21 protein-coding genes are annotated in these 20,169 nt (G+C 43.5%); 18 read left to right on the forward strand and 3 right to left on the reverse strand.

Features of this window, described 5'->3' with window-relative positions; translation table 11 throughout:
- Positions 1-66 precede the first annotated feature (66 nt).
- The 5 genes from ACM0OZ_RS18380 (at position 67) to ACM0OZ_RS18400 (ending at position 6,806) form a co-directional block, all read left to right on the forward strand.
- The gene (locus ACM0OZ_RS18380; RefSeq protein WP_414584269.1) at positions 67-2,463 is read left to right on the forward strand and encodes a PAS domain S-box protein; all 2,397 of its coding nucleotides are present in this window, start codon (positions 67-69) and stop codon (positions 2,461-2,463) included.
- 310 nt (positions 2,464-2,773) lie between these two features.
- Entirely contained in the window at positions 2,774-3,205 is a 432-nt protein-coding gene (locus tag ACM0OZ_RS18385; RefSeq protein WP_041036727.1) for a response regulator, read from the forward strand.
- Positions 3,206-3,413: 208 nt separating this feature from the next.
- Positions 3,414-4,742 carry a hybrid sensor histidine kinase/response regulator gene (locus tag ACM0OZ_RS18390; RefSeq protein WP_414584310.1) on the forward strand — a complete coding sequence of 443 codons (1,329 nt, stop codon included), beginning with the start codon at positions 3,414-3,416 and terminating at the stop codon, positions 4,740-4,742.
- A gap of 60 nt (positions 4,743-4,802) precedes the next feature.
- Positions 4,803-5,927 carry a response regulator gene (locus ACM0OZ_RS18395; protein ID WP_414584270.1) on the forward strand — a complete coding sequence of 375 codons (1,125 nt, stop codon included), beginning with the start codon at positions 4,803-4,805 and terminating at the stop codon, positions 5,925-5,927.
- A 444-nt stretch (positions 5,928-6,371) separates the two neighbouring features.
- On the forward strand, positions 6,372-6,806 hold the full coding sequence (locus ACM0OZ_RS18400) for a DUF2294 domain-containing protein (RefSeq protein WP_414584271.1): 435 nt from the start codon (positions 6,372-6,374) through the stop codon (positions 6,804-6,806).
- Here ACM0OZ_RS18400 and ACM0OZ_RS18405 read toward each other — a convergent pair whose 3' ends face one another.
- Entirely contained in the window at positions 6,807-7,268 is a 462-nt protein-coding gene (locus ACM0OZ_RS18405) for a response regulator (protein WP_414584272.1), read from the reverse strand.
- A gap of 754 nt (positions 7,269-8,022) precedes the next feature.
- Between ACM0OZ_RS18405 and ACM0OZ_RS18410 the strand changes: the two genes are divergently transcribed.
- The 7 genes from ACM0OZ_RS18410 to ACM0OZ_RS18440 all read left to right on the forward strand — a co-directional run bounded on the left by ACM0OZ_RS18410 (position 8,023) and on the right by ACM0OZ_RS18440 (position 14,386).
- Positions 8,023-9,225, forward strand: coding sequence for an AAA family ATPase (locus ACM0OZ_RS18410; protein WP_414584274.1), 1,203 nt, complete (start codon positions 8,023-8,025; stop codon positions 9,223-9,225).
- Positions 9,226-9,577: 352 nt separating this feature from the next.
- Entirely contained in the window at positions 9,578-10,828 is a 1,251-nt protein-coding gene (locus ACM0OZ_RS18415) for an AAA family ATPase (RefSeq protein ID WP_414584275.1), read from the forward strand.
- A 1-nt stretch (position 10,829) separates the two neighbouring features.
- Positions 10,830-11,717 (forward strand): GNAT family N-acetyltransferase, encoded by an 888-nt coding sequence (locus ACM0OZ_RS18420; RefSeq protein ID WP_414584276.1) that lies wholly within the window; start codon positions 10,830-10,832, stop codon positions 11,715-11,717.
- Positions 11,718-11,743: 26 nt separating this feature from the next.
- Positions 11,744-12,604 (forward strand): GNAT family N-acetyltransferase, encoded by an 861-nt coding sequence (locus ACM0OZ_RS18425; RefSeq protein WP_414584277.1) that lies wholly within the window; start codon positions 11,744-11,746, stop codon positions 12,602-12,604.
- A 13-nt stretch (positions 12,605-12,617) separates the two neighbouring features.
- Positions 12,618-13,583 carry a threo-3-hydroxy-L-aspartate ammonia-lyase gene (locus ACM0OZ_RS18430; RefSeq protein ID WP_414584278.1) on the forward strand — a complete coding sequence of 322 codons (966 nt, stop codon included), beginning with the start codon at positions 12,618-12,620 and terminating at the stop codon, positions 13,581-13,583.
- A gap of 33 nt (positions 13,584-13,616) precedes the next feature.
- Positions 13,617-13,907 (forward strand): UPF0175 family protein, encoded by a 291-nt coding sequence (locus tag ACM0OZ_RS18435; protein ID WP_414584279.1) that lies wholly within the window; start codon positions 13,617-13,619, stop codon positions 13,905-13,907.
- Positions 13,904-14,386, forward strand: coding sequence for a DUF3368 domain-containing protein (locus ACM0OZ_RS18440; RefSeq protein WP_414584280.1), 483 nt, complete (start codon positions 13,904-13,906; stop codon positions 14,384-14,386). The genes ACM0OZ_RS18435 and ACM0OZ_RS18440 overlap by 4 nt, the downstream gene beginning before the upstream one ends.
- 80 nt (positions 14,387-14,466) lie before the next feature.
- Here the strand turns inward: ACM0OZ_RS18440 and ACM0OZ_RS18445 are convergent, their stop codons facing one another.
- Positions 14,467-14,745 carry a hypothetical protein gene (locus tag ACM0OZ_RS18445; RefSeq protein ID WP_414584281.1) on the reverse strand — a complete coding sequence of 93 codons (279 nt, stop codon included), beginning with the start codon at positions 14,743-14,745 and terminating at the stop codon, positions 14,467-14,469.
- Between the two features lie 339 nt (positions 14,746-15,084).
- Between ACM0OZ_RS18445 and ACM0OZ_RS18450 the strand changes: the two genes are divergently transcribed.
- The 6 genes from ACM0OZ_RS18450 (at position 15,085) to ACM0OZ_RS18475 (ending at position 19,308) form a co-directional block, all read left to right on the forward strand.
- On the forward strand, positions 15,085-15,600 hold the full coding sequence (locus tag ACM0OZ_RS18450) for an RNA 2'-phosphotransferase (RefSeq protein WP_414584311.1): 516 nt from the start codon (positions 15,085-15,087) through the stop codon (positions 15,598-15,600).
- A 235-nt stretch (positions 15,601-15,835) separates the two neighbouring features.
- Positions 15,836-17,338 (forward strand): aromatic/alkene/methane monooxygenase hydroxylase/oxygenase subunit alpha, encoded by a 1,503-nt coding sequence (locus ACM0OZ_RS18455; RefSeq protein WP_414584282.1) that lies wholly within the window; start codon positions 15,836-15,838, stop codon positions 17,336-17,338.
- 15 nt (positions 17,339-17,353) lie between these two features.
- Entirely contained in the window at positions 17,354-17,602 is a 249-nt protein-coding gene (locus tag ACM0OZ_RS18460; protein ID WP_414584283.1) for a toluene-4-monooxygenase system B family protein, read from the forward strand.
- On the forward strand, positions 17,595-18,008 hold the full coding sequence (locus ACM0OZ_RS18465; protein WP_414584284.1) for a Rieske 2Fe-2S domain-containing protein: 414 nt from the start codon (positions 17,595-17,597) through the stop codon (positions 18,006-18,008). Before ACM0OZ_RS18460 ends, ACM0OZ_RS18465 begins: the two co-directional genes overlap by 8 nt.
- Positions 17,998-18,279 (forward strand): MmoB/DmpM family protein, encoded by a 282-nt coding sequence (locus tag ACM0OZ_RS18470; protein ID WP_414584285.1) that lies wholly within the window; start codon positions 17,998-18,000, stop codon positions 18,277-18,279. Before ACM0OZ_RS18465 ends, ACM0OZ_RS18470 begins: the two co-directional genes overlap by 11 nt.
- A gap of 9 nt (positions 18,280-18,288) precedes the next feature.
- Positions 18,289-19,308: an aromatic/alkene monooxygenase hydroxylase subunit beta gene (locus tag ACM0OZ_RS18475; protein ID WP_414584286.1), complete on the forward strand. Its 1,020-nt coding sequence runs from the start codon at positions 18,289-18,291 to the stop codon at positions 19,306-19,308.
- A 5-nt stretch (positions 19,309-19,313) separates the two neighbouring features.
- Here ACM0OZ_RS18475 and ACM0OZ_RS18480 read toward each other — a convergent pair whose 3' ends face one another.
- Positions 19,314-20,114, reverse strand: a complete 801-nt coding sequence (locus tag ACM0OZ_RS18480; RefSeq protein ID WP_414584287.1) for a Uma2 family endonuclease — start codon at positions 20,112-20,114, stop codon at positions 19,314-19,316.
- Between the last annotated feature and the right edge of the window lie 55 nt (positions 20,115-20,169).

Consider the following 20,169-nt stretch of genomic DNA (forward strand, 5'->3'; position numbering starts at 1 on the left):
GCTGAAAATTCAACTATAACGCTTCTTTTCTATCATCTTTAAGAAAATTTAACAAAAAACAAAGGTATGGTTCAATATTTCAAACCTGCTGACACCAATACAGAGAAATTAGAGCAGGTCGAAGCAGCTTTACGAGAAAGTGAGCTACGTTTTCGTGCCATCTTCAACCAGACCTTTCAATTTATGGGATTAATGAAGCCAGATGGCACTCTCGTTGAAGCTAATCAAACAGCCTTAGAATTTGGAGGACTGACGAACGCCCAAGTGATTGGTCGCTTGTTTTGGCAAGTGAACTGGTGGGATTTAGCAGGTCAGGCAATCTTACGAGAAGCAATTGCTCATGCAGCCAAAGGAAAATGCATTCGCTGTCAAGTCAATGCCGCTCGCTCAAACAATCCACCCGCAACTGTTGACTTCTATATTAACCCATTGCGAGATGAAACTGGGCAGATAGTATTATTAGTCGCAGAAGGTCGCATTTTCCCTGATGGAGATTTAGAGCATTCGCCAAATCACCGAATTGTTGAACAATTGCAGCGTGAACAAGCCCAAGTACAGTTGGAGGCACTTAACGGACAAGACCAACTTTACAGGGATATTGTCAACAATATGCAATTCGGCTTGGTTGTGTGGCATTTAGAAGACCCGAACGATATGACCTCGTTGCGGTTAGTGACTACAAACCCTGCTGCATCGCGCCTGACTGGAATATCTCTCGAACAAGATGTTGGCAAGCAAATTGTTGATTGTTTTCCTAATATGCTGGTGCAAAGGAGAACATCTTTGGAACTGTACGCAGAGGTTGCCTATTTTGGTCGAACAATAGATCAGTATGAAGTTTATTACGGCGATGAACGCATACCCGGTAGCTATTTCAGCGTTAAAGTGTTTCCATTACCAAATCGGTGTGTTGGAATTGCCTTTGATAACATTACTGGGCGCAAGCAAGCCCAACGGGCGTTGCAAGAAAGTGAGCGCAGGTGGGCAACTCTAGCACAAATATCTCCTGTGGGGATTTTTCGGACAGATTTGTCGGGAAACTGTCATTATGTTAATGAACGATGGTGTGAAATTGCTGGACTTTCTCTAAAAGATGCTCTGGGAAAAGGTTGGCGATCTGCTGTCCATCCAAAAGATTTAGAGCGTATCGACTCGCAAGTCAAGCAAATTATTCCAGAATACCTGCCATTTAAGTATGAGTTTCGCTTTGTGCATCCTAATGGGAGAATAAATTGGGTATTTTCACAAGCAGTGCCAGAAACTGAGGATGATGGTCAGGTGATTGGCTACGTTGGGACAGTTACAGATATTACTGAGCGCAAGCAGTCAGAACAAGCGTTGCGGGAAAGCGAGGAAAGATTCCAAGCGATGGCAGAAAATGCTCCGGTGATGATTTGGGTGTCTGGTTCGGATACGCTGCGTACTTACTTTAATAGTGGTTGGTTGGAATTTACCGGACGTACAATCGAACAAGAACTAGGCAATGGCTGGACCGAAGGAGTGCATCCTGAAGATATCGAGCATTGTTTAGAGACATATATCAGTGCGTTTGATGCGAGGGAATCGTACGCGCGTGAATACCGCCTCAAACGTTCTGATGGTGAATATGGCTGGATTTTAGATAAAGGAACTCCCCGATGGAATCCAGATGGCAGTTTTGCTGGGTACATTGGTTCGTGTATTGATATTAGCGATCGCAAAGAAGTAGAAATTGCTCTCCAGCAGAGAGCAGAAGAACTCACGCGCATGAATACAATCTTGGCGCAAACGACGACATTGTTGAAAAAACGTAACGATGAACTCGATCAGTTTGCCTATGTCGCGTCTCATGACTTGAAAGCACCGTTGCGGGCGATCGCCAGCCTCTCAGAATGGATAGAAGAAGACCTCGCAGATACACTTCCAGAGGAAAACCAACACCAGATGCGCCTGTTACGAGGGCGAGTCAGTCGTATGGAAGGGCTGATCAACGGTTTGCTAGAATATTCACGAGTTGGACGCACTCAAACTCCATCATCAATGGTGAATGTTAACGCATTGCTGAGGGAAGTGATTGACTTCCTCGACCCGCCAGAAACTTTCACGATTGAGGTCGAACCAGGAATGCCTAGCTTTGTGACCAAGCGACTACCTCTTTTCCAAGTGTTTAGCAACTTGATTGGTAATGCGATTAAGCACCACAACAGAACAGATGGTCATGTGAAAGTTTCCGTACTAGACCAAGGACAGTACTATGAATTTGCTGTCTGTGACGATGGTCCCGGCATTGCCCCTGAGTATTATGATAAGGTCTTTCAAATCTTCCAAACGCTAGAAGCTCGCGACCAAAAAGAAAGCACAGGAATTGGTTTAGCAATTGTTAAGAAAATAATTGAAACAGAAGGCAGTACCATTACCTTAGAGTCGCTCTTAGGAGTAGGAAGCACTTTCCGTTTCACTTGGCTCAAGCAACCACTTCAATAGTGCTGAGTCTGATTCCACTGGTCGTCGCTTCACACTCTTGTGGGGAGTTAATTTGTACTTCTGACCAAGGGCTGAAGACGGCTGCATCACTGTGTGTCTAGAATTATGATGAGCTAAAGGGGGTATTTTCTTTTACTCTGATTTGGCTGTGTCTGCTTTTTAGATAATCATTCTCAGTCTAGTTAGGCTGTTTGTCCTAGTGCTTTAGTGCTATGACACATCCAGAGGCAATTATCTGCCATCTTAATTCCAGTAATTTTTATCAATCCGCTGGAATGTAGAGCAAACAAGTTGTATTCAATCAAAGGAAATGTCAGAAAAAGTGATTAACATACTACTTGTGGAGGATGACGAAGTTGATGTCATGAATGTAAAGCGGGCATTCAAGAAAGTAAATATTAATAATCCACTTTATGTTGCTACCAATGGAATTGAGGCGCTAGCAATGTTGCGTAGCAAAAACGGTGAGCCGCCTGAGGTTCCTGTAGAGCGACGCTTGATTTTACTAGACTTAAATATGCCTAAAATGGGAGGAATAGAGTTTCTGCAAAAATTACGTTCTGACCCTCAATTAAAACCAACCCCTGTGGTAGTTATGACCACCTCAAATCAAGATAAAGACCGCGTAGAAGCGTACAACCTCAACGTTGCTGGCTATATCCTTAAGCCTGTCACTTTCGCGAACTTTATTGAACTCATGGCAACGCTGAATAAGTATTGGACATTGTGCGAAATGCCTTAAGCTAATATTTGGGGCAATATGAGGTTTGAGATCTGGAAATAGTGTTGTTAGTGATCCATTGTTGGTTGTTTAACTAGCTTTCTTCGACTATAAAATTTAACTAAATTTTTTTTAAAGCAACTTCTAACAATAAAATTTTAGACATTTGCTCAGAAAAGATAACTGATATAAAGAAAAATAGTGTGTGTCATGGCAATGGCTAGAAGTAATGGAAGAGAAACTCAAAATTTTAGTAGTAGACGATGACGAAGTAGACCGAATCGCAGTGCGTCGTGCGCTTACCAAAGCAGGCGTTGAAATGGAACTGTCTGAGGTGGGCGATGGCAAAAGTGCGATCGCTCTCCTAAATAATGCTACTTCGTATGACTGTGTCTTTCTTGACTATCGCTTACCAGACCAAGATGGTTTAAGCCTACTGCAAAACCTACGTTCCAATAATATCAGAGTGCCTGTTGTCGTCCTTACAGGTCAAGGAGACGACCAGATAGCAGTTGAACTGATGAAAGCAGGTGCTAGCGATTATCTCTCCAAGTCGCGGTTATCATCAGAAATCTTGGGACAGATTTTGCGCAATACCATCCGGGTTCACCGTGCAGAAATGCAGGTCGCTTTAGCAAATCAACAACTGCGCGAAAGTAATTCGCTACTCATTCGTAAGAACCAGGAACTGGAAGCACAGCGGCGACATATAGAACTACAAAATTTGAAACTGATTGAAGCATCACGGCTAAAGTCGCAGTTTTTGGCAACAATGTCTCATGAATTGCGGACTCCCATGAATGCCATCATTGGGTTTTCTCAGCTCTTGTTGCGTCCTAAGTGTGGTGAACTGACAGATAAGCAACAAGACATGATACAGCGTATCTTCAACAATGGCAAGCATTTGCTGATGCTGCTCAATGAAGTTCTCGACTTTTCTAAATTAGAGGCAGGAAGGTTAGATTTAAAACCAGAAATCTTTGATTTGTCAAAGCTCGTCAATGCTACCGTGCAAGAGATGCGTTCTCTGGCAGAGGAAAAAAATCTGTCTTTGTTGATTCAAATTGAGTTGCAAAACCTTGTCGTGTTTAATGATCCAACTCGTATACGACAGATTCTAACAAATCTGCTTTCAAACGCCATCAAGTTTACAGAGTCTGGCAGTATTGCAGTTGAACTTAAGGAAGTGCCAGGAAATCAAGTGGAAATTGCGGTTTGCGATACTGGTATAGGTATTGCTCCTGCGGATCTCGAAAATATTTTTGAAGCTTTCCGGCAAGTTGATCAAAGTACCACTCGCAAGTATCCTGGGACAGGACTGGGTTTGCCAATCATAAAAGCGCTGGTGCAAATGATGGGTGGTAACATCACCGTTGAAAGTCAGTTAGGTCAAGGTTCTGTCTTTCGGATTCAACTCCCCCGTCAAATATCATCCTCAATGCAACACGGTGCAGATGGGGCATCAAATACTCATGCGTCCGCCAAAAAAAGTTTTTGGAAGCAGGAAAATTCTCGCTTTGCTCAAGAAGGTCTGCAAAACAAGAGTAGAGACAGGTAATTCTAAAATAGAAAAGCGAAATCAAACTATAAATTTTTATTCTCTATAAAGCAAATAACTATGTTAGACGAAGAAGCTTCCAAAGTAGAACGTATACTTGCCGTTGATGACAATCCTGATAATCTCGTGTTGCTACAGACAATTTTAGAGGTTGAAGGATATGAAGTTGGGTTAGTAGACAATGGTATGGATGCTTTAGAGCAAGTTGTTCAGTCTCCACCCGATCTGATTCTGCTAGATGTCATGATGCCGGGAATGGATGGCTATGAAGTGACACGCCGCATTCGTAAGAATCCAGAAATATCATATATTCCAATACTGCTGATAACGGCACATCACGATGCAAGTGTTGTCGAAGGCTTGGATGCAGGAGCAGATGATTTTATTCGCAAACCATTCAATCATGAGGAGTTACTGGCAAGAGTGCGATCAATGCTGCGACTCAAACACAGTATTGATGAACAACAAAAAATGGCACGCCAACGCGAGGATTTTGTTTCACGTCTGACTCACGATTTGCGAACTCCCTTAGTCGCCGCAGATCGCATGCTGCTTTTGTTTGAGCAAGAAACATTCTGCCCAATTTCTGAGGACATGAAATCCGCTATATCCGCCATGATGCGCAGCAACCAAAATTTGTTGCAAATGGTGAACAACCTCCTAGAAGTCTACCGCTTCGAGGCGGGGAAAAAGACTTTGCAAATGGAAAGCTGCAATATGGGGCTTCTCGTTGAAGAAGTTGTTCAAGAACTCAGTTCTCTAGCGATTGAGAAAGGGTTGGCTGTGAATGTAGACAAGAGCAAGTTAGATTCACAAGACGAAACTGCTGGTGTGGTGAAGGGCGATCGCCTAGAATTACGGCGCGTGATCAGCAATCTTATAGGAAATGCTATTAAGTTTACAGATACAGGCAGTGTAAATATTACTATTTCTGAAACACCCTCAAACCCTCACGGTAATCCTTGGGTGATCATTGAGGTACAAGATACAGGATACGGCATTGCAAAAGAAGACCAAGCAAAAATCTTTGAGCGCTTTCGCCAAGGTAAAAATAAACGTGCTGGCAGCGGCTTGGGATTGCATCTATCTAGCCGGATCATTGAATCACACAAGGGAAATATCGAGGTTTTCTCTGAACTTGGCAAGGGCAGTGTCTTCGCTGTACGTTTACCGAAGCAAGCTTGAGTGTAACTCTCATTCCAAAGGCTGCTTGACTTGGGTAAATTGCGCTTGCTTCTCAGTAGCAAAAACGCTACTTTGTTAATTTAGCCTGTGCTCCGGACTACCGCACTGCGCTCCACGCCATTGCAGCTTTTGGCTGAAGAATATATGTATCAGCGCTTATGCCAAGAGGTGAAATAGAAATTTTTGAGAAATACTGCATTCGGATGGTGAATTTCCGCAATTCTTCCCAATATAATTTTATCAGTAATTTGGGATTCCTGAGTTTTTTTACACTTAATGATAAACCTACACTGCTAACGACAACTCAAAAACTAAACAGACGTAGTTTGGGGTTTTAACTCCAACCAAGTATGAGCGACGCGTCAGAAGTTAAGTAACTCATAATTCATCACATGACTTTCTGGCTTGTCGTTAGTGGTCTAAATCTCTAGGAAAAAGAAACACATGAGTACATCAACACCAACTCGCGGTCAAGTAGAAAGAACATTAGCACAACGTATTCAAGCTCTGTATCGTGAACAACTTGGACATCAACCCAGTAAGGTGATCTGTCAGCTATCGGATCAAAATGTTGTGATTGTCATGGAAGGTTCGATCACGGCACCAGAACTCTTGCTGGCTCAAACCGGTCGCCTAGAACTGGCTGAACAGGTTCGCTCAGATTTAGATGATGCTATTCAGCCACAACTTAAGGCACTGATTGAAGAAACTTTAAATGTTACAGTGATAGAAATACTCAGCGATGCCACATTAGAGACTGGTCGTACTGGTATTATTGCTGTTTTGACGGATACACCTAGTATTCGCACTCCGACTCCAAATCACAAGGGAAGGAGAAGAACTTTATCAGACACAAGTTTGACTCCAAAATCTGCGTGATTATGATTCATCCTGACATAAGTCAAAAATTGAATTTGGATTCCATTTCTTACAGAGGTAGCGGCGGACTAGAGCTTCTAAGTCTTCTATCATGTAAGGCTTACTGATGTAGTCGTTGAAGCCTGCATTCAGGATGTGTTCTCTGTCTTCCGCACTAGCCAATGCTGTCACTGCAATAGCTGCAATGTTACTCGTTAGCGGTTCTTGTTTCAGAGAACGCACAATATCAATCCCACTCACACCAGGTAACAAAATATCTAGGAGTATCAAGTCAGGCTGATACTCTTTGGCAACAAGTACTGTTGTTAAACTATCCTTTTGACATATTAGCTTACAACCAAGCGACTCAAGAGCATAACTCAACAACAGTAAGTTATCTTCATTATCCTCAACCGCCAATATTAAAGGCGACTGGCATTTGTGCTTCTTTTGATCACTGATAGCGACTTGTGCCTGTTCCATTTCTTCTCCATAAGATTCATATGATGTTCATCATCTGTCTTGAGAGAACAAACGAGGCATTCCGTGAGCGGTCTTTTGGCGCTCACATGAGACTGGCTCGTGTCTCAACTCTGTCAAGTTGATGATCTTTGCTCACCCAATTAGCTCCAAGGAAAGAATACCTCAAGCATACAAAGTGAGAAGACACTTTTTTATTATATGCAAAGTGGATAAAAAGTTTAGCAAATAAATCATAAGTACTTAATATATTTAATAATAATTTAACGTAACACCCTGGAAGATACATATCTGCATGGCAGCCTGTTATACAAAGTTCACCAAACCTCTTTGGAAACCGGGGTATTGGCTTGTAGCGTGTAGTGCCTTTTTAGGGCTGCAAGCGAAGAATATCCGTTACACCCATACCTTCTTAGCCTCATACCGCATAAAGAAAGCGCGCCTCAACACTCCTTATTCATTTACTACGACTGTATAAAAATAAAAAATTTTGTCTACCTCCTTGACACATAATGTAGTATTTAAGTAGTATATAAGGTGAAATAAACAAAAACTAAAAATTTCTAAATTGATTAAAGAGTGTGTCATCACTCAACTTAAAGATCTACCCTTCAAGTATCTACGGTGGAGTTCCTTTCAACTGATAAACGATGACTGTGGCAACTTCGACGTAAGTAGTTTATATTACGATAAAACTTTTGCCAGATCTCCTACATCAGGAGAGGATGACTCCACCAAGAAGTGCACAACTGACAATATGGACTTTGAATACTATAGAAACAACGAAGGCGGTCCTGCCAATAGTAACCGTCAAAGCTTACTAGCAACTGGTTGGCGACCCTTCCATAGAGAGTTGGACTGGGAGTTTGTATGGCAACTGTTGTCTAACGACACGCGGGAGTTTACTCAAAAAAGTTTGAATCTAGCAAGTAATGTTGCTGAAATTTTGGGGCGGAATAATTATACTTGGTGGGCTAATATATTAAATATCGTATCTGATAATACGCGCTACGAAGTAGAAAAATTTTGGAATTACATCACACCCGACCCTCTAACACCAGATCATCGTTACAAAGACGTTTTAAGTACAGAAACGCCTATCGTCCAATTTGTCAGCCGTAACAGTATTCCAATTGATTATGTTCTTAATCGTCTTCAAGAAATTACTGTGTTACGCGTTTTAGATGTCTTAGGACGTCCTGATATCATCACGCAATATTATTTGGAACGGGATTTTTATCTGCCAGTTGAGAAATTTGTCAACTGGGAGCGTTTGGACGTTGTTAACACCGTTTATGCTTACTGGTCTAAGGATGACGTTTGGCTACAAATAGATTCCTTTGATAGAGGACGGCGGCAGTATACTTTGATGGCAAAAAATCTGACTCCACTGATTAACAAAGCGACATACGACCTGGCAATTATGCTGAGTGGATATCAAAGTCGTGTGGGTAAAGTTAACAGTCAATTTCCCATTCGGAGTTTTCCCACGGATATTCAAGGCTTTACTGATTCAGTACAGCAGGCGATTCTTAATCAGAAGCAGTTAGCGGTTTTGGTACATGGAGAACCAGGTACGGGTAAAACTGCATGGACGCAAGCAGTCGCAAAAGAAATTTTGATGCCTTTGGGGTATGTGATTTTTATTTTGGATCATGATGCGATCGCCAACTTTGTCCCGCCAACATACTTAGAAAGAATTTGTATCATTATTAATGAAGCTGATAACCTGGCACAAAATCGTGCTTCTGAGGTGGCGCAATACAGTAACAAAACGGAACATATTTTGAGTTTGCTGGATGGAACGTTGTACCAAAGTGTCATTGATGAAGGTGGTATTCATATACAACAGCGATTGGTTGTGTTGATGACTTGCAACACCACAGAAAGATTAGACCCAGCAATGTTACGTAAGGGTAGAGTGGATTTGATGTGTGAGTTTACGCAGCGATTTGTTTAATGGATGGGTTTCTCAACCTAGCGTCTTGAAGTCATTATGTTTACGTTAGAAAAGCGAATTCTTCTGTAGTAAATATCTGGAATTTGTTTCAAAGCTTTTGTAGAGATTGTAAGGAAAATCTATTCCCACAAGATAACAAATTACTCCTATCCCGCCAAAAGATTACCTATTAAAAAAACCGCCAAGACGCCTAGACGCGCAGCGGCGTGCCGTAGGCTAGAGCGCCAATAAAAAATAGGTAATCATGCACAGGGAAGGGAGTAGGAAACCGACAATACGCTTTAGAAGTAGGGTGGGCATTGCCCACCTAAAATAAACGTGTATTTGAACAAATTTAAAAGTACTTAAACTCGTGAAAACTCAACAACTGATTTTAGAAGCACTTAACCTTCCTACTAACGCCATTACCTACTATGTCAGTCAGGAATTAGCAGCACTTTATCCGAAAAAAGCACTGCTAGAAGGTAGTGATTATGCTTTTGATTTAGAGAGGTACGCTGAGGCAAATTTCTGTACTATTAAAACATCTGATACCTACATCCATAATCAGATTATTTCTGGTTGGGATGGCATGGAAAACAAAATTGATAACTCTACTGAAAATGGCAACTTTGAGGTGACATGGGAAGGATATAACTTAGATGTCCTGCTCATAAGTTTTCAGGATGGTTATTGTAAAACCAGATATTATTGGATTTTGGCTGACAGCAAAGACATTGCTGAAAAGTTTTTTGCTGCTGTTTGTGAGTGGAACTCGGAAGTTAGAAGCGAAATTTTGGTATTTGAAGAGGGTTATTGGTCAAAAAATATAGAGTTGTTTGAGTCAATTCAGAACGCGACTTTTGATAATCTGATTTTGCCCAGCGCTCTTAAACAAGAAATTCAAGACGACTTGGCAAAGTTTTTTGATTCACAAGAAACTTACGAAGATTGTGGTTTACCTTGGAAGCGAGGAATTTTGTTTATCGGCTCTCCCGGAAATGGCAAAACCCACGCTGTCAAAGCTTTGATTAATAAGATGCAGCAGCCGTGCTTGTACGTCAAAAGCTTAAAGTCGGAGTACGAGAATCCTCACCACAACATTCGTCAAGTCTTCCAAAGAGCGCGACAGTCCGCACCGTGTATTCTGGTTTTAGAAGACCTAGATTCCCTGGTAGATGGTGAAAATCGCTCGTTCTTTTTGAATGAACTTGATGGTTTTGCCACCAATACGGGGATAGTGATTTTAGCCACAACTAACTATCCAGAACGTATAGAACCAGCAATTTTGGAGCGCCCCAGTCGCTTTGACCGCAAATATTATTTTGAGTTACCAAGTTTGACAGAACGCATAGCATATATAAACTTGTGGAACGACAAATTTAAACCTGCCATGCACTTGTCTGAAACAACAATAACTCAGATTGCTGAGAAGACGGATGGCTTTTCTTTTGCTTATCTTAAAGAACTTATCATCTCATCTATGATGCACTGGATGCAAACAATGGAAGCTGGTGAAATGGAGAAAAGCATATTTTTACAACTTGCTGTTTTGCAACAACAAATGAATAGCGTAACTGTTGAGTCAGGAGCTACGAAGAGGAGCGAAAATTCAGGAGAGTGAGATGAAACTCCATCGGTTTGAGGATGCAAGTCAATTTTATGAGCGGGTGAAAGACTACTTGCTGAGTCAGGAAGCATTGCATAGCTTGTTACTAGGAATTTGCAACACCTTAATTCACTATCCACAACAGTATGATTGCCAACCGTACCTGGCAAGTGTAGAGATGGATGGCAAGATTGTTGCAGTGGCAATGAGAACACCGCCTCGCAGGTTGATTTTATCAAAGATAGAAAAGTTTGCAGCAGTGGAGGCGTTCGCGGAGCGACTCTGCAAGAGTATCGCCCAAGATTTGCATTCTGATCAGCAGCAGTTACCAGGTGTCAGTGGTTTAGCTGCGGAAGCTTTTGCTTTTGCTCAAGCTTGGCAAGCTATCACCAGTCAGTCCTATAAACTGGAGAAGCAATTACGAATTCATCAACTCGACAAAGTGCAGCCAATTTCTAACTCAAGTGGGTACTTGCGCCAGGCGATTGAGGATGAGTCCCTTTTCTTACAAGATTGGTACAAAGCATTTGCAATAGAAGCCTTTGGATCTGTTGAGGGAAATGAAGAACGCACTATAAAACATTATTTAAGCCAGAAGAGTCTGTATGTTTGGCAGGATCAAGTACCAGTATCAATGGCTCGTAGTAGACTATTCACACCGAGTAGTGCGTTGATTGGACCGGTGTACACGCCCCCAGAGTACCGAAGAAAGGGCTATGCTACTTCTTGTGTAGCGGCTTTGAGTCAAACCCTTCTAGATCAAGGTTGTCGATACTGCTTTTTGTTCACTGATTTGGCAAACCCAACTTCAAATCATATTTACCAGGCGATCGGCTACCAGCCTGTAGGAGATTGGAACGATTACTCTTTCAGCAAAAACATTGCCATTGATATCACAGCATAATTCTGTTACTACCATAAGTAATGTTGATGAAAATCAATCGTTTTGAAGATGCAAACCAATTTTACGAGCGGGTAAAAGACTACTTGCTCAAACAAGAAGCACTCCATAACAAGCTGCTTGCACTTTGCAACGCCTTAATTCACAACCCTGAACGCTTCGACCAAAAGCCCTACTTGGCAACTGTTGAAGTAGACGGAGATATCGTTGCAGTGGTGATGAGAACACCTCCGCGAAACTTGCTGTTGTCAAAGATACAGGATTTTGTGGCTATTGAGGCGTTCGCGGAGCGACTCTGCAAGAGTATCGCCCAAGACCTCCACCTGACCCAAAAGCCATTACCAGGAATCAACGCCCCCACCATTGAGGCAAAAGCGTTTACAGAGGCTTGGCATTCCCTGACTGGTCAATCCTACCAACTAAAAATGTCGCTGCGTGCTTTCCAATTGGAGCAGGTGCAAGCAATTCCCCAAGCAACAGGTGACTTACGTATTGCTACTGAGAGTGAGCGACAACTTCTTATCCGTTGGTTTGAAGCCTTTATGCTGGAAGCCTTGGGTAATGTTGAGCCAGGAGTTGAACGTACAGTAGAACGCCATTTGCAGCGGGGTAGTGCTTACATTTGGGAAGATCAAACCCCCGTCTCAATGGCGTGTCATGTTGGTGTAACGCCCAACGGTGCAGGGGTTAGTTTGGTTTACACACCACCAGAACACCGCAGAAAGGGCTACGCCAGTGCTTGCATGGCGGCTTTGAGCCAAACATTGCTAGACCAAGGACATCGATACTGCTTTTTGTTCACTGATTTGGCAAACCCGACTTCAAATCACATTTACCAGGCGATCGGCTACAAGCCTGTAGGTGATTTGTCCGATTACTCTTTCACTTAAAATATAGCCATCAATGTCACAGCATAATTCTGTCACCATAACTGATGTTGAAGCCGCAGCCAAGCGTTTGGCTGGTATTGCACACCGCACCCCTGTTCTGACTTCAAGAACAGTCAACCAACGCACCAATAGCCAGGTCTTTTTCAAGTGCGAGAACTTCCAGCGCACGGGATCTTTTAAATTTAGAGGTGCATACAATGCTCTGTCACAGTTATCTGAAGAACAAAAGCAAAAAGGCGTTTTGACCTTTTCATCTGGGAACCATGCTCAAGGAATAGCACTTGCTGGACAACTGCTAAAAATTCCTACCACTATTGCTATGCCTGACGACGCCCCAGCGGTGAAGCTAGCTGCAACTCGTGGGTATGGTGCTGAGGTCATTTTGTATAACCGCAAGCAAACAAACAGGGAGGAATTAGCCCAAAGTTTAGTAACAGAGCGAGGAAGTGTGATCATTCCTCCTTATGACCATCCTCACATTGTGGCAGGACAAGGGACTACTGCCAAAGAACTTATTGAGGAAGTTGGTGAACTAGATTTGCTGCTTGTTTGTTGCGGTGGCGGTGGATTACTTTCTGGTTGTGCGATCGCGACTAAAGCCGTTTTCCCCAACTGTCGCGTGATAGGAGTAGAACCAGCACTTGCTGACGATGCGACACGCTCTTTTCACACCAAAACTTTGCAAACTGTAAACAATCCCGATACCATTGCTGACGGTGCGCGTACTCCTTATTTGGGTAAAATTACTTTCCCGTTGGTGCTGCAATATGTCCATGATATGGTTACGGTATCTGAAGAAGCGATTTTACGCACCATGTTCTTTTTATGGGAACGCCTCAAAATTGTGGTTGAACCGACTGGGGTGTTAGCCGCAGCGGCTTTGTTGGAAGGAGTTGTGAAAGCTCCGGGGGCTAGAATTGGGGTGATTATCAGCGGTGGGAACGTGGATTTGGCGAAAGTGGGTCAATTGTTTTCTTGATAGATAAAATGCTTGTAGATAAATGTGAGAGAAATGTCAGAACCACAGATTGAAATCAAGTTTACTGTAGCGCTTACTGAAATACCTGAAGAACATAGAGCAGCAGCCCAACGCAAGGCACATGAAGCGTTTGTGATGGAGTTACTGCGTCAGGGTGATATTAGCGCTGGACGGGCAGCAGAGTTATTAAGAGTAAACCGTTCGCGACTGTCAGAATTGATGTATGAGTACAACATATCACCTTTTGATGACACGATGACGCTGGAAGATTTGCAACGGGAGGTAACCGACTATCTTAAAGACTTGAGGAAATCTTCTGAGTGATTGTTGTCTCTGATACTACCCCTTTAAGCGAACTGGCAAAAGTTGGGCGGCTAGTACTGCTACGAGATGTATCTGGACGGATTATCATTCCCGAAGATGTCTACAATGAGTTGACAGCAGCAACTAACCCCTCTATTACGGCAGTACCTTCAGAAAACTGGATTGAGGTGCGACAAGTCATTGACAAACAGAAAGTGCAAACACTTCGCACCACTACAAAGCTTGGTTTAGGTGAATGTGCCGCAATAACTCTTGCTGAAGAAATAGGTGCAACATGGGTTTTAGTTGATGATTTAGCAGCACGAAAAGAAGCACAAAGGCGTGGCTTACCTGTTATCGGTACGGTGGGAATTGTGTTGATAGCTAAACAGCAGGGGCTAATTCCTTGCGTTAAAGAAGTGCTAGACGAGCTCATTGCTAACGGTACACGCATCAGCCAACAACTTTATCACCAAGCTTTGACTGTTGCAGGAGAGTGAATTACCGCTATGACATCACTTCGAGATGCGATCGCCCGCCATAGACCACCTTTTTCAAGTCTTGCAGCGACCATTTGATATCATGAGGACGATCTAAACAGGAGTCGGATGATGAGTTCGTAACAGTAGCCACCGAGTAACACACCTGCGGCTCCAATTAACCCCATTAACGGAGGTACCGGAGCTGGTAACTTCATTGCAGCAACCGCAATGCCGATAATCCAGCCTCCTAGCAGAGATATACCAGCCTGTTTGAAGAAATCCATTATTGCGTCCACTATCGTCACAAGTTCTATCATACGATGAGCCGCTAATTCTAAAAACTGGACAACTCCATCACCCTTGAACCTTTCTTCCACTCATCCAGTGTTATATGAATTTGGGGGAAGCAAAACTGAATTAATTTTCCCAAATTATGTCGCCACTCAGAAAATTGCATTGATTTGATTGAACAAGTTAATGGACAATTCTCGCCTCGTTAAAATCAGCAAATATCTCAGTAAACACCTGCTTAAGAAGAATGCAGAACGCAGAACACAGAACTCAGAATATCCCCACGGATAGAATCCGGGGGATTTAAGAATGGAAAAATTTTCTTTTTCTCCACGAATAAATTCGGGGGCACCAGACCAATACTCAGGAACCAGAACTCTTGATTCATGACGAGAAAGCGCGTTTAATATTCTGACTTCTGAGTTCTGACTCCTGAGTTCTTTTTTGGTCATCAACCCGATCGCCTTGGCATTAAACTTGCTCCTGGTGGCTGGGTTCCTGTTGATGAACTGTTAGCAGCTTGTGCGAGAAACCAGTTTCCTATCAGCCGTGAGGAACTGAATAAAGTTGTTGCAAACAACGATAAAAAACGCTTTTCCTTTGACGCCACAGGCACTTTCATTCGTGCTAACCAAGGGCATAGCATAGAAGTTGATTTGCAATTGGAACCTGTTGTTCCTCCAGATGTGCTTTATCACGGTACGGCACAAGGTTGCGTGGAGGCAATTCTCCAAATGGGATTATCCAAAATGTCGCGCCATCATGTCCATTTATCACGAGATCTTGCCATAGCAAAAGCTGTTGGTGCAAGGCATGGAAAACCTGTGGTGTTTGCGGTAGATGCAGCGGCGATGCATCAAGCAGGTTACATCTTCTATTGTTCTGAGAATGGTGTTTGGCTCGTGGATCATGTGCCACCAGAGTATCTGCAAAAGCTTTAAGTGCATAAGTTGCTTTTGCTGACACCGATTAAATATACAAGGGGAGTTATCCAACTTTCCATAAGTTGTTAAGACTTTTGTCACATAATCAGCTTTTAGTCAATGCTTAAAACGGGGTAAAATTACTCGAAATTGTTAAGACCTCGGATTAAAGTTGACCTAGCTATCTAAGAGTGCAAACTTGATCATTAACAAGTTTGAGCAAATAAATTCAATTAATGGGGAACTCATTTTTATGCCCAAGCTCAATCGCTCTGACTGGTACGATTTGGCTCGTGATATGAATTGGGACTTCAAGTACGTGACCTACGATGAAGTCTTTCCTCAAGAAGTCGCGGGTGATTCTGAGATTCTAGAAAAGGATTGGTACGAATGGGACGAGTCTTACAAAATCACCTACCGGGAATACGTCCATAACCAATGTGAAAAAGATGCAGGTGTGTATTCTGTCAAATCAGCGCTAAGTCGCTCCAAACTGTTTGAGCATCTCGATCCAGGTTGGGTATCTTCGCTGAAAGCTCATTACGGCGCTATGATAATTCCAGAAATTCTGGCAGTGTTGGCGGAATCGCGTATGAGCCGCTTTGGTAGAGCGGCTGCTTGGCGCAACATGGCGCTTTTTGGCACCCTTGACGAGACGCGCCACACCCAGATCCAGCTGTTGTTTGCTCATGGACTCCTAGAAAAAGACATCCAGTTTGACTGGACTCACAAGGGAGTCCATACAAATGATTGGGCAATTATTGCTGCCCGTCATCTTTGTGATGATATGTTTACTGCCAGCGATGCGATCGCAACAGCACTACAGTTAACCTTTACTTTAGAGTCTGGTTTTACCAATTTGCAGTTTTTGGGTATGGCTGCGGATGCTCTTGAGGTGGGCGATATTGAGTTCGGCGCACTCATCTCTAGCATTCAGACGGATGAATCGCGCCACGCTCAGCAAGGTGAGCCAACCCTAAAGATTCTCCTTAAACAGGGCAAAGAGATACCACAGAAGCTAATTGATACGATGTTCTGGCGCTCATGGCGTATCTTCGCTCTGCTGACCGGTTTGTCGATGGACTACTACACACCCCTGGAGCATCGCCAGCAGTCTTTCAAAGAGTTCATGGAAGAATGGATTCTCAAACAGTTCGTAGATCTGTTCCGTGATTTGGGTCTTGAGCTCCCCTGGTATTGGGATACTTTGCTTGAGGAATTGGAATGGTATCATCACGCGATACACTTGGGTGTCTGGACTTGGCGTCCAACATTGTGGTGGAATCCAGATGCTGGTGTTTCCCAAGCTGAGCGTGAATGGCTTCAGTCAAAGTATCCCAATTGGGAAAAACAGTTTGGTTCATATTGGGATGTGATTACTGAGAACATACGCAACAATCGCATCGAACTGACTTATCCAGAAACTTTCCCAGCAATCTGCAACCTTTGTCAACTGCCAATTGTCAACTCAGCGTCGGCTCTTGAAGCTTCCAAACCGAAAGTGGTTAAGCACAAAGGACGCGTGTACCAATTCTGCTGTGAGCCTTGCAAGTGGATTTTTGAACAAAACCCAGAACGATACGCTGGACATCTGTCGATTGTAGATCGTTTGGTTGCAGGTCACATCCAGCCCCCTACCCTAGCAGGAGCGTTAGCCTACATGGGCATTACGCCTGATGTTGCTGGAGACGACGCAGACAAATATGCATGGGCGGGCGTCGGATGCGAAAAAACGGGTGAGCGCAAAGCTTCTTAAGATAGGAAAAGCACTATGGCAATAGTTCCACTCTCAGCAGCATTTCGGGGCGATTTCGTGATTTTGGCTGTTGTTGTCGAAGATACCGACACAATGGACGTAGTTGCCCAGAAAGTAGCCCATCATGTCATCGGCAGAAGGCTACCTGCGAAAAAAGCTCCAATGAAAGTTAAACATAGCGATCGCATTCTCGCTTCTGAGATGACAGTTGCGGCGGCAAACATTCAACCCACTGATTTCGTGGAGGTTTTCTACGATGAATAACGCTCCCAAATTCAACTGGGTTGAGGTTGCTAGTTGCGACGATATTTGGGAAGGCGAAATGCTGGATGTCGAATTGGGTGAAAAAGAAGTCTTATTGGTACATTGCCCAGGTGGTAAACTCCAAGCATATCAAAGTACCTGTCCCCATCAGAGAATTTCACTAAGTGAGGGCAAATTCGATGGCAAAGCTATCACTTGCCGAGCACATCTGTGGCAATTTGATGCTGCTACGGGCAAAGGCATTAACCCAGAAAAATGTCAGTTGTTCAGTTATCCACTCAAAGTGGAAAATAATCTGATTTACATCGGCATACCTCAGGAAGAAAACACCGCCACATTAACAATTCAAAATTCAAAATTCAAAATTCAAAATTCAAAAATAAACAAACACTATCATGTCAACTAAACTTGTTGGTCCTGTCGTACGTGACGGCGAAATAGCAGAAGCACTTATTACAGCAATTGAGCGCGATAATCCAGATGCCGAAGTCTATGTCGAGGATCGTGGTGGATATATTCGCATCCACACTGAGAAATATTGCCGAGTCACTCGCAAAAGCCTGGAAGCAGCCCTAGGTCGTTCCTGTCCTCTCTCGCAGATAGAGCCTGCTTTAGCGACTTTCGCGGGGCGAATCCAATCTGGTGATCAAGAGATTGTTTGGTATTTAGAAAATTAGAGGCTAGCAATGTCAACTCAACAACCACTCCAGAGAAGAAAACGGCGCACTTGGAGCCAATTTGGTGAACTACGACGAGTTCCCAGTGAATACGAAATTGTTACTCATAAGCTGCATTATCATTTTCGGCGTGACCCAGCTCCTTTTGAACTAGACCCGAGTGCCCCGATAAATCAATGGTACTTAAAGTACCGTGAAGGCTCACCATTTCAAGTAGACGATTGGGAAGATTTCCGTGACCCTAACCAGTTGACATACCGTAGTTACATTAAACAACAACATGAACGTGAAACTTACATTGATAGTCTCATTGACGAGTTTGAACGTAAAGATGGCGACGCTCATCTAAGCAAGGACTGGGTACAAATTTTAGAAAGGCTTTATATTCCCTCGCGTTTTTCGACTCATGTACTGCAAATGGTTGCTCAATATATTGGGCAAATCGCACCTTCTGCTTACATCACCAACGTTGCCCATTTTCAGGGGGCTGATCAGTGCAGAAGCTTGCAGCGCAGTGCTTACCGAGCTAAAGCTCTTTCCCTCGTCCACAGCCCAGATTTGGCATCAAGTGAGAAAACACGCCAGATTTGGGAAACAGATCCTGTTTGGCAACCGATGCGCGAATTGTTAGAGAAATTGTTGATCGCGTACGACTGGGGAGAGGCTTTTGCTGCTCTCAATCTGGTAGCCAAGCCTTTGTATGACGAGCTGATGCTCAATCAACTTGGAAAACTTGCTGAACAAAACAATGATAATTTATCGGCATATATAAACAGCGATTTTGAACTCGACAGTCAACGCAGCCAAGAATGGACCAAGGAACTGGTGAAATATGCTGTTGAACGGCGTGGGGAGAATCAACAACTCCTTCAGGCGTGGGTGAACAAATGGAAACCTCTGGCTTATCGTGCAGTTGAAGGACTCGCTGTTGTCTTTGGTAGTGCGCCATATCCTATAGAACCTGCTTATGTGACGCAAAGTGTTATTGCAGCTCATAAAGCATTTTTGACCGAGTGTCATTTAGATTAAACTTTTCAACTCAGTGCATTTGGATCTACACCCAATGCACGTAATTGTTCGCGCAAACGCGCATTCTCCTGTTCTGCTGTTTCCGCTCGTTGGCGTTCAGCTTCCGCTCGTTGGCGTTCAGTTTCTGCCCTTTGACGTTCAGTTTCGGCTCGTTGACGTTCAGCTTCTGCGCGTTCTTCTCCTGTGAGTAACAGATTTCCTGCTTCATCCCACCAACGCAGCCAAGGTAACTGTGCATTTAAATAGTAACCTCGCCAAATGCCTAATTCCACGCCCATAGGGGCAATAGGATAATGTCCCCTGTCGTTAGGACTCATCCGTTCGTAGCGCCCTGCAACCCATCGATAAACTTCTACTGATGCTTTTTTAACTTCATAAATACCGTAAAAAGCCGGGCGAATCACTTGTTCGTAAATCCAAAACTTGCCTTGGTAAGGGGTGTTATCCCTTTCTTCTTCCCCATTACCAGAAACGAATTCTAGAACAATCAGAGGTGCGATGAGTTCTTGCCAAAGAACGTAGGAACGCCGTATTTCACCGTTGAGGGTGGGTGGTACATTAGGCACATAAAACCAGTCTGGTGCCTCTGCTCCTCTTTCTGGTGGATCTGTCATTCGCCAGTAAATACCACAGTCTTGCCCGATGCAATATTGCCCATCCGGCTGAATTTCTTGCAAGCGCGGTTGAATCGAGTCGGTCAGTAAAATACTCTGGGGATGTTCCTGAAAGTTCTTCACAAAGGTACCATCAGACTCTGGTAGCTGGGTATGGTCTGGTAGGGCTTGGGTCTTGGGTTCAATCACCATCACATTACCTCGCCGAAATCATGAGGGCGTAAATATAATGTAGCTAAGTATTCCA

It is taken from the genome of Scytonema sp. PCC 10023, assembly GCF_963920835.1.
Taxonomy (GTDB): Bacteria; Cyanobacteriota; Cyanobacteriia; order Cyanobacteriales; family Nostocaceae; genus Kalymmatonema.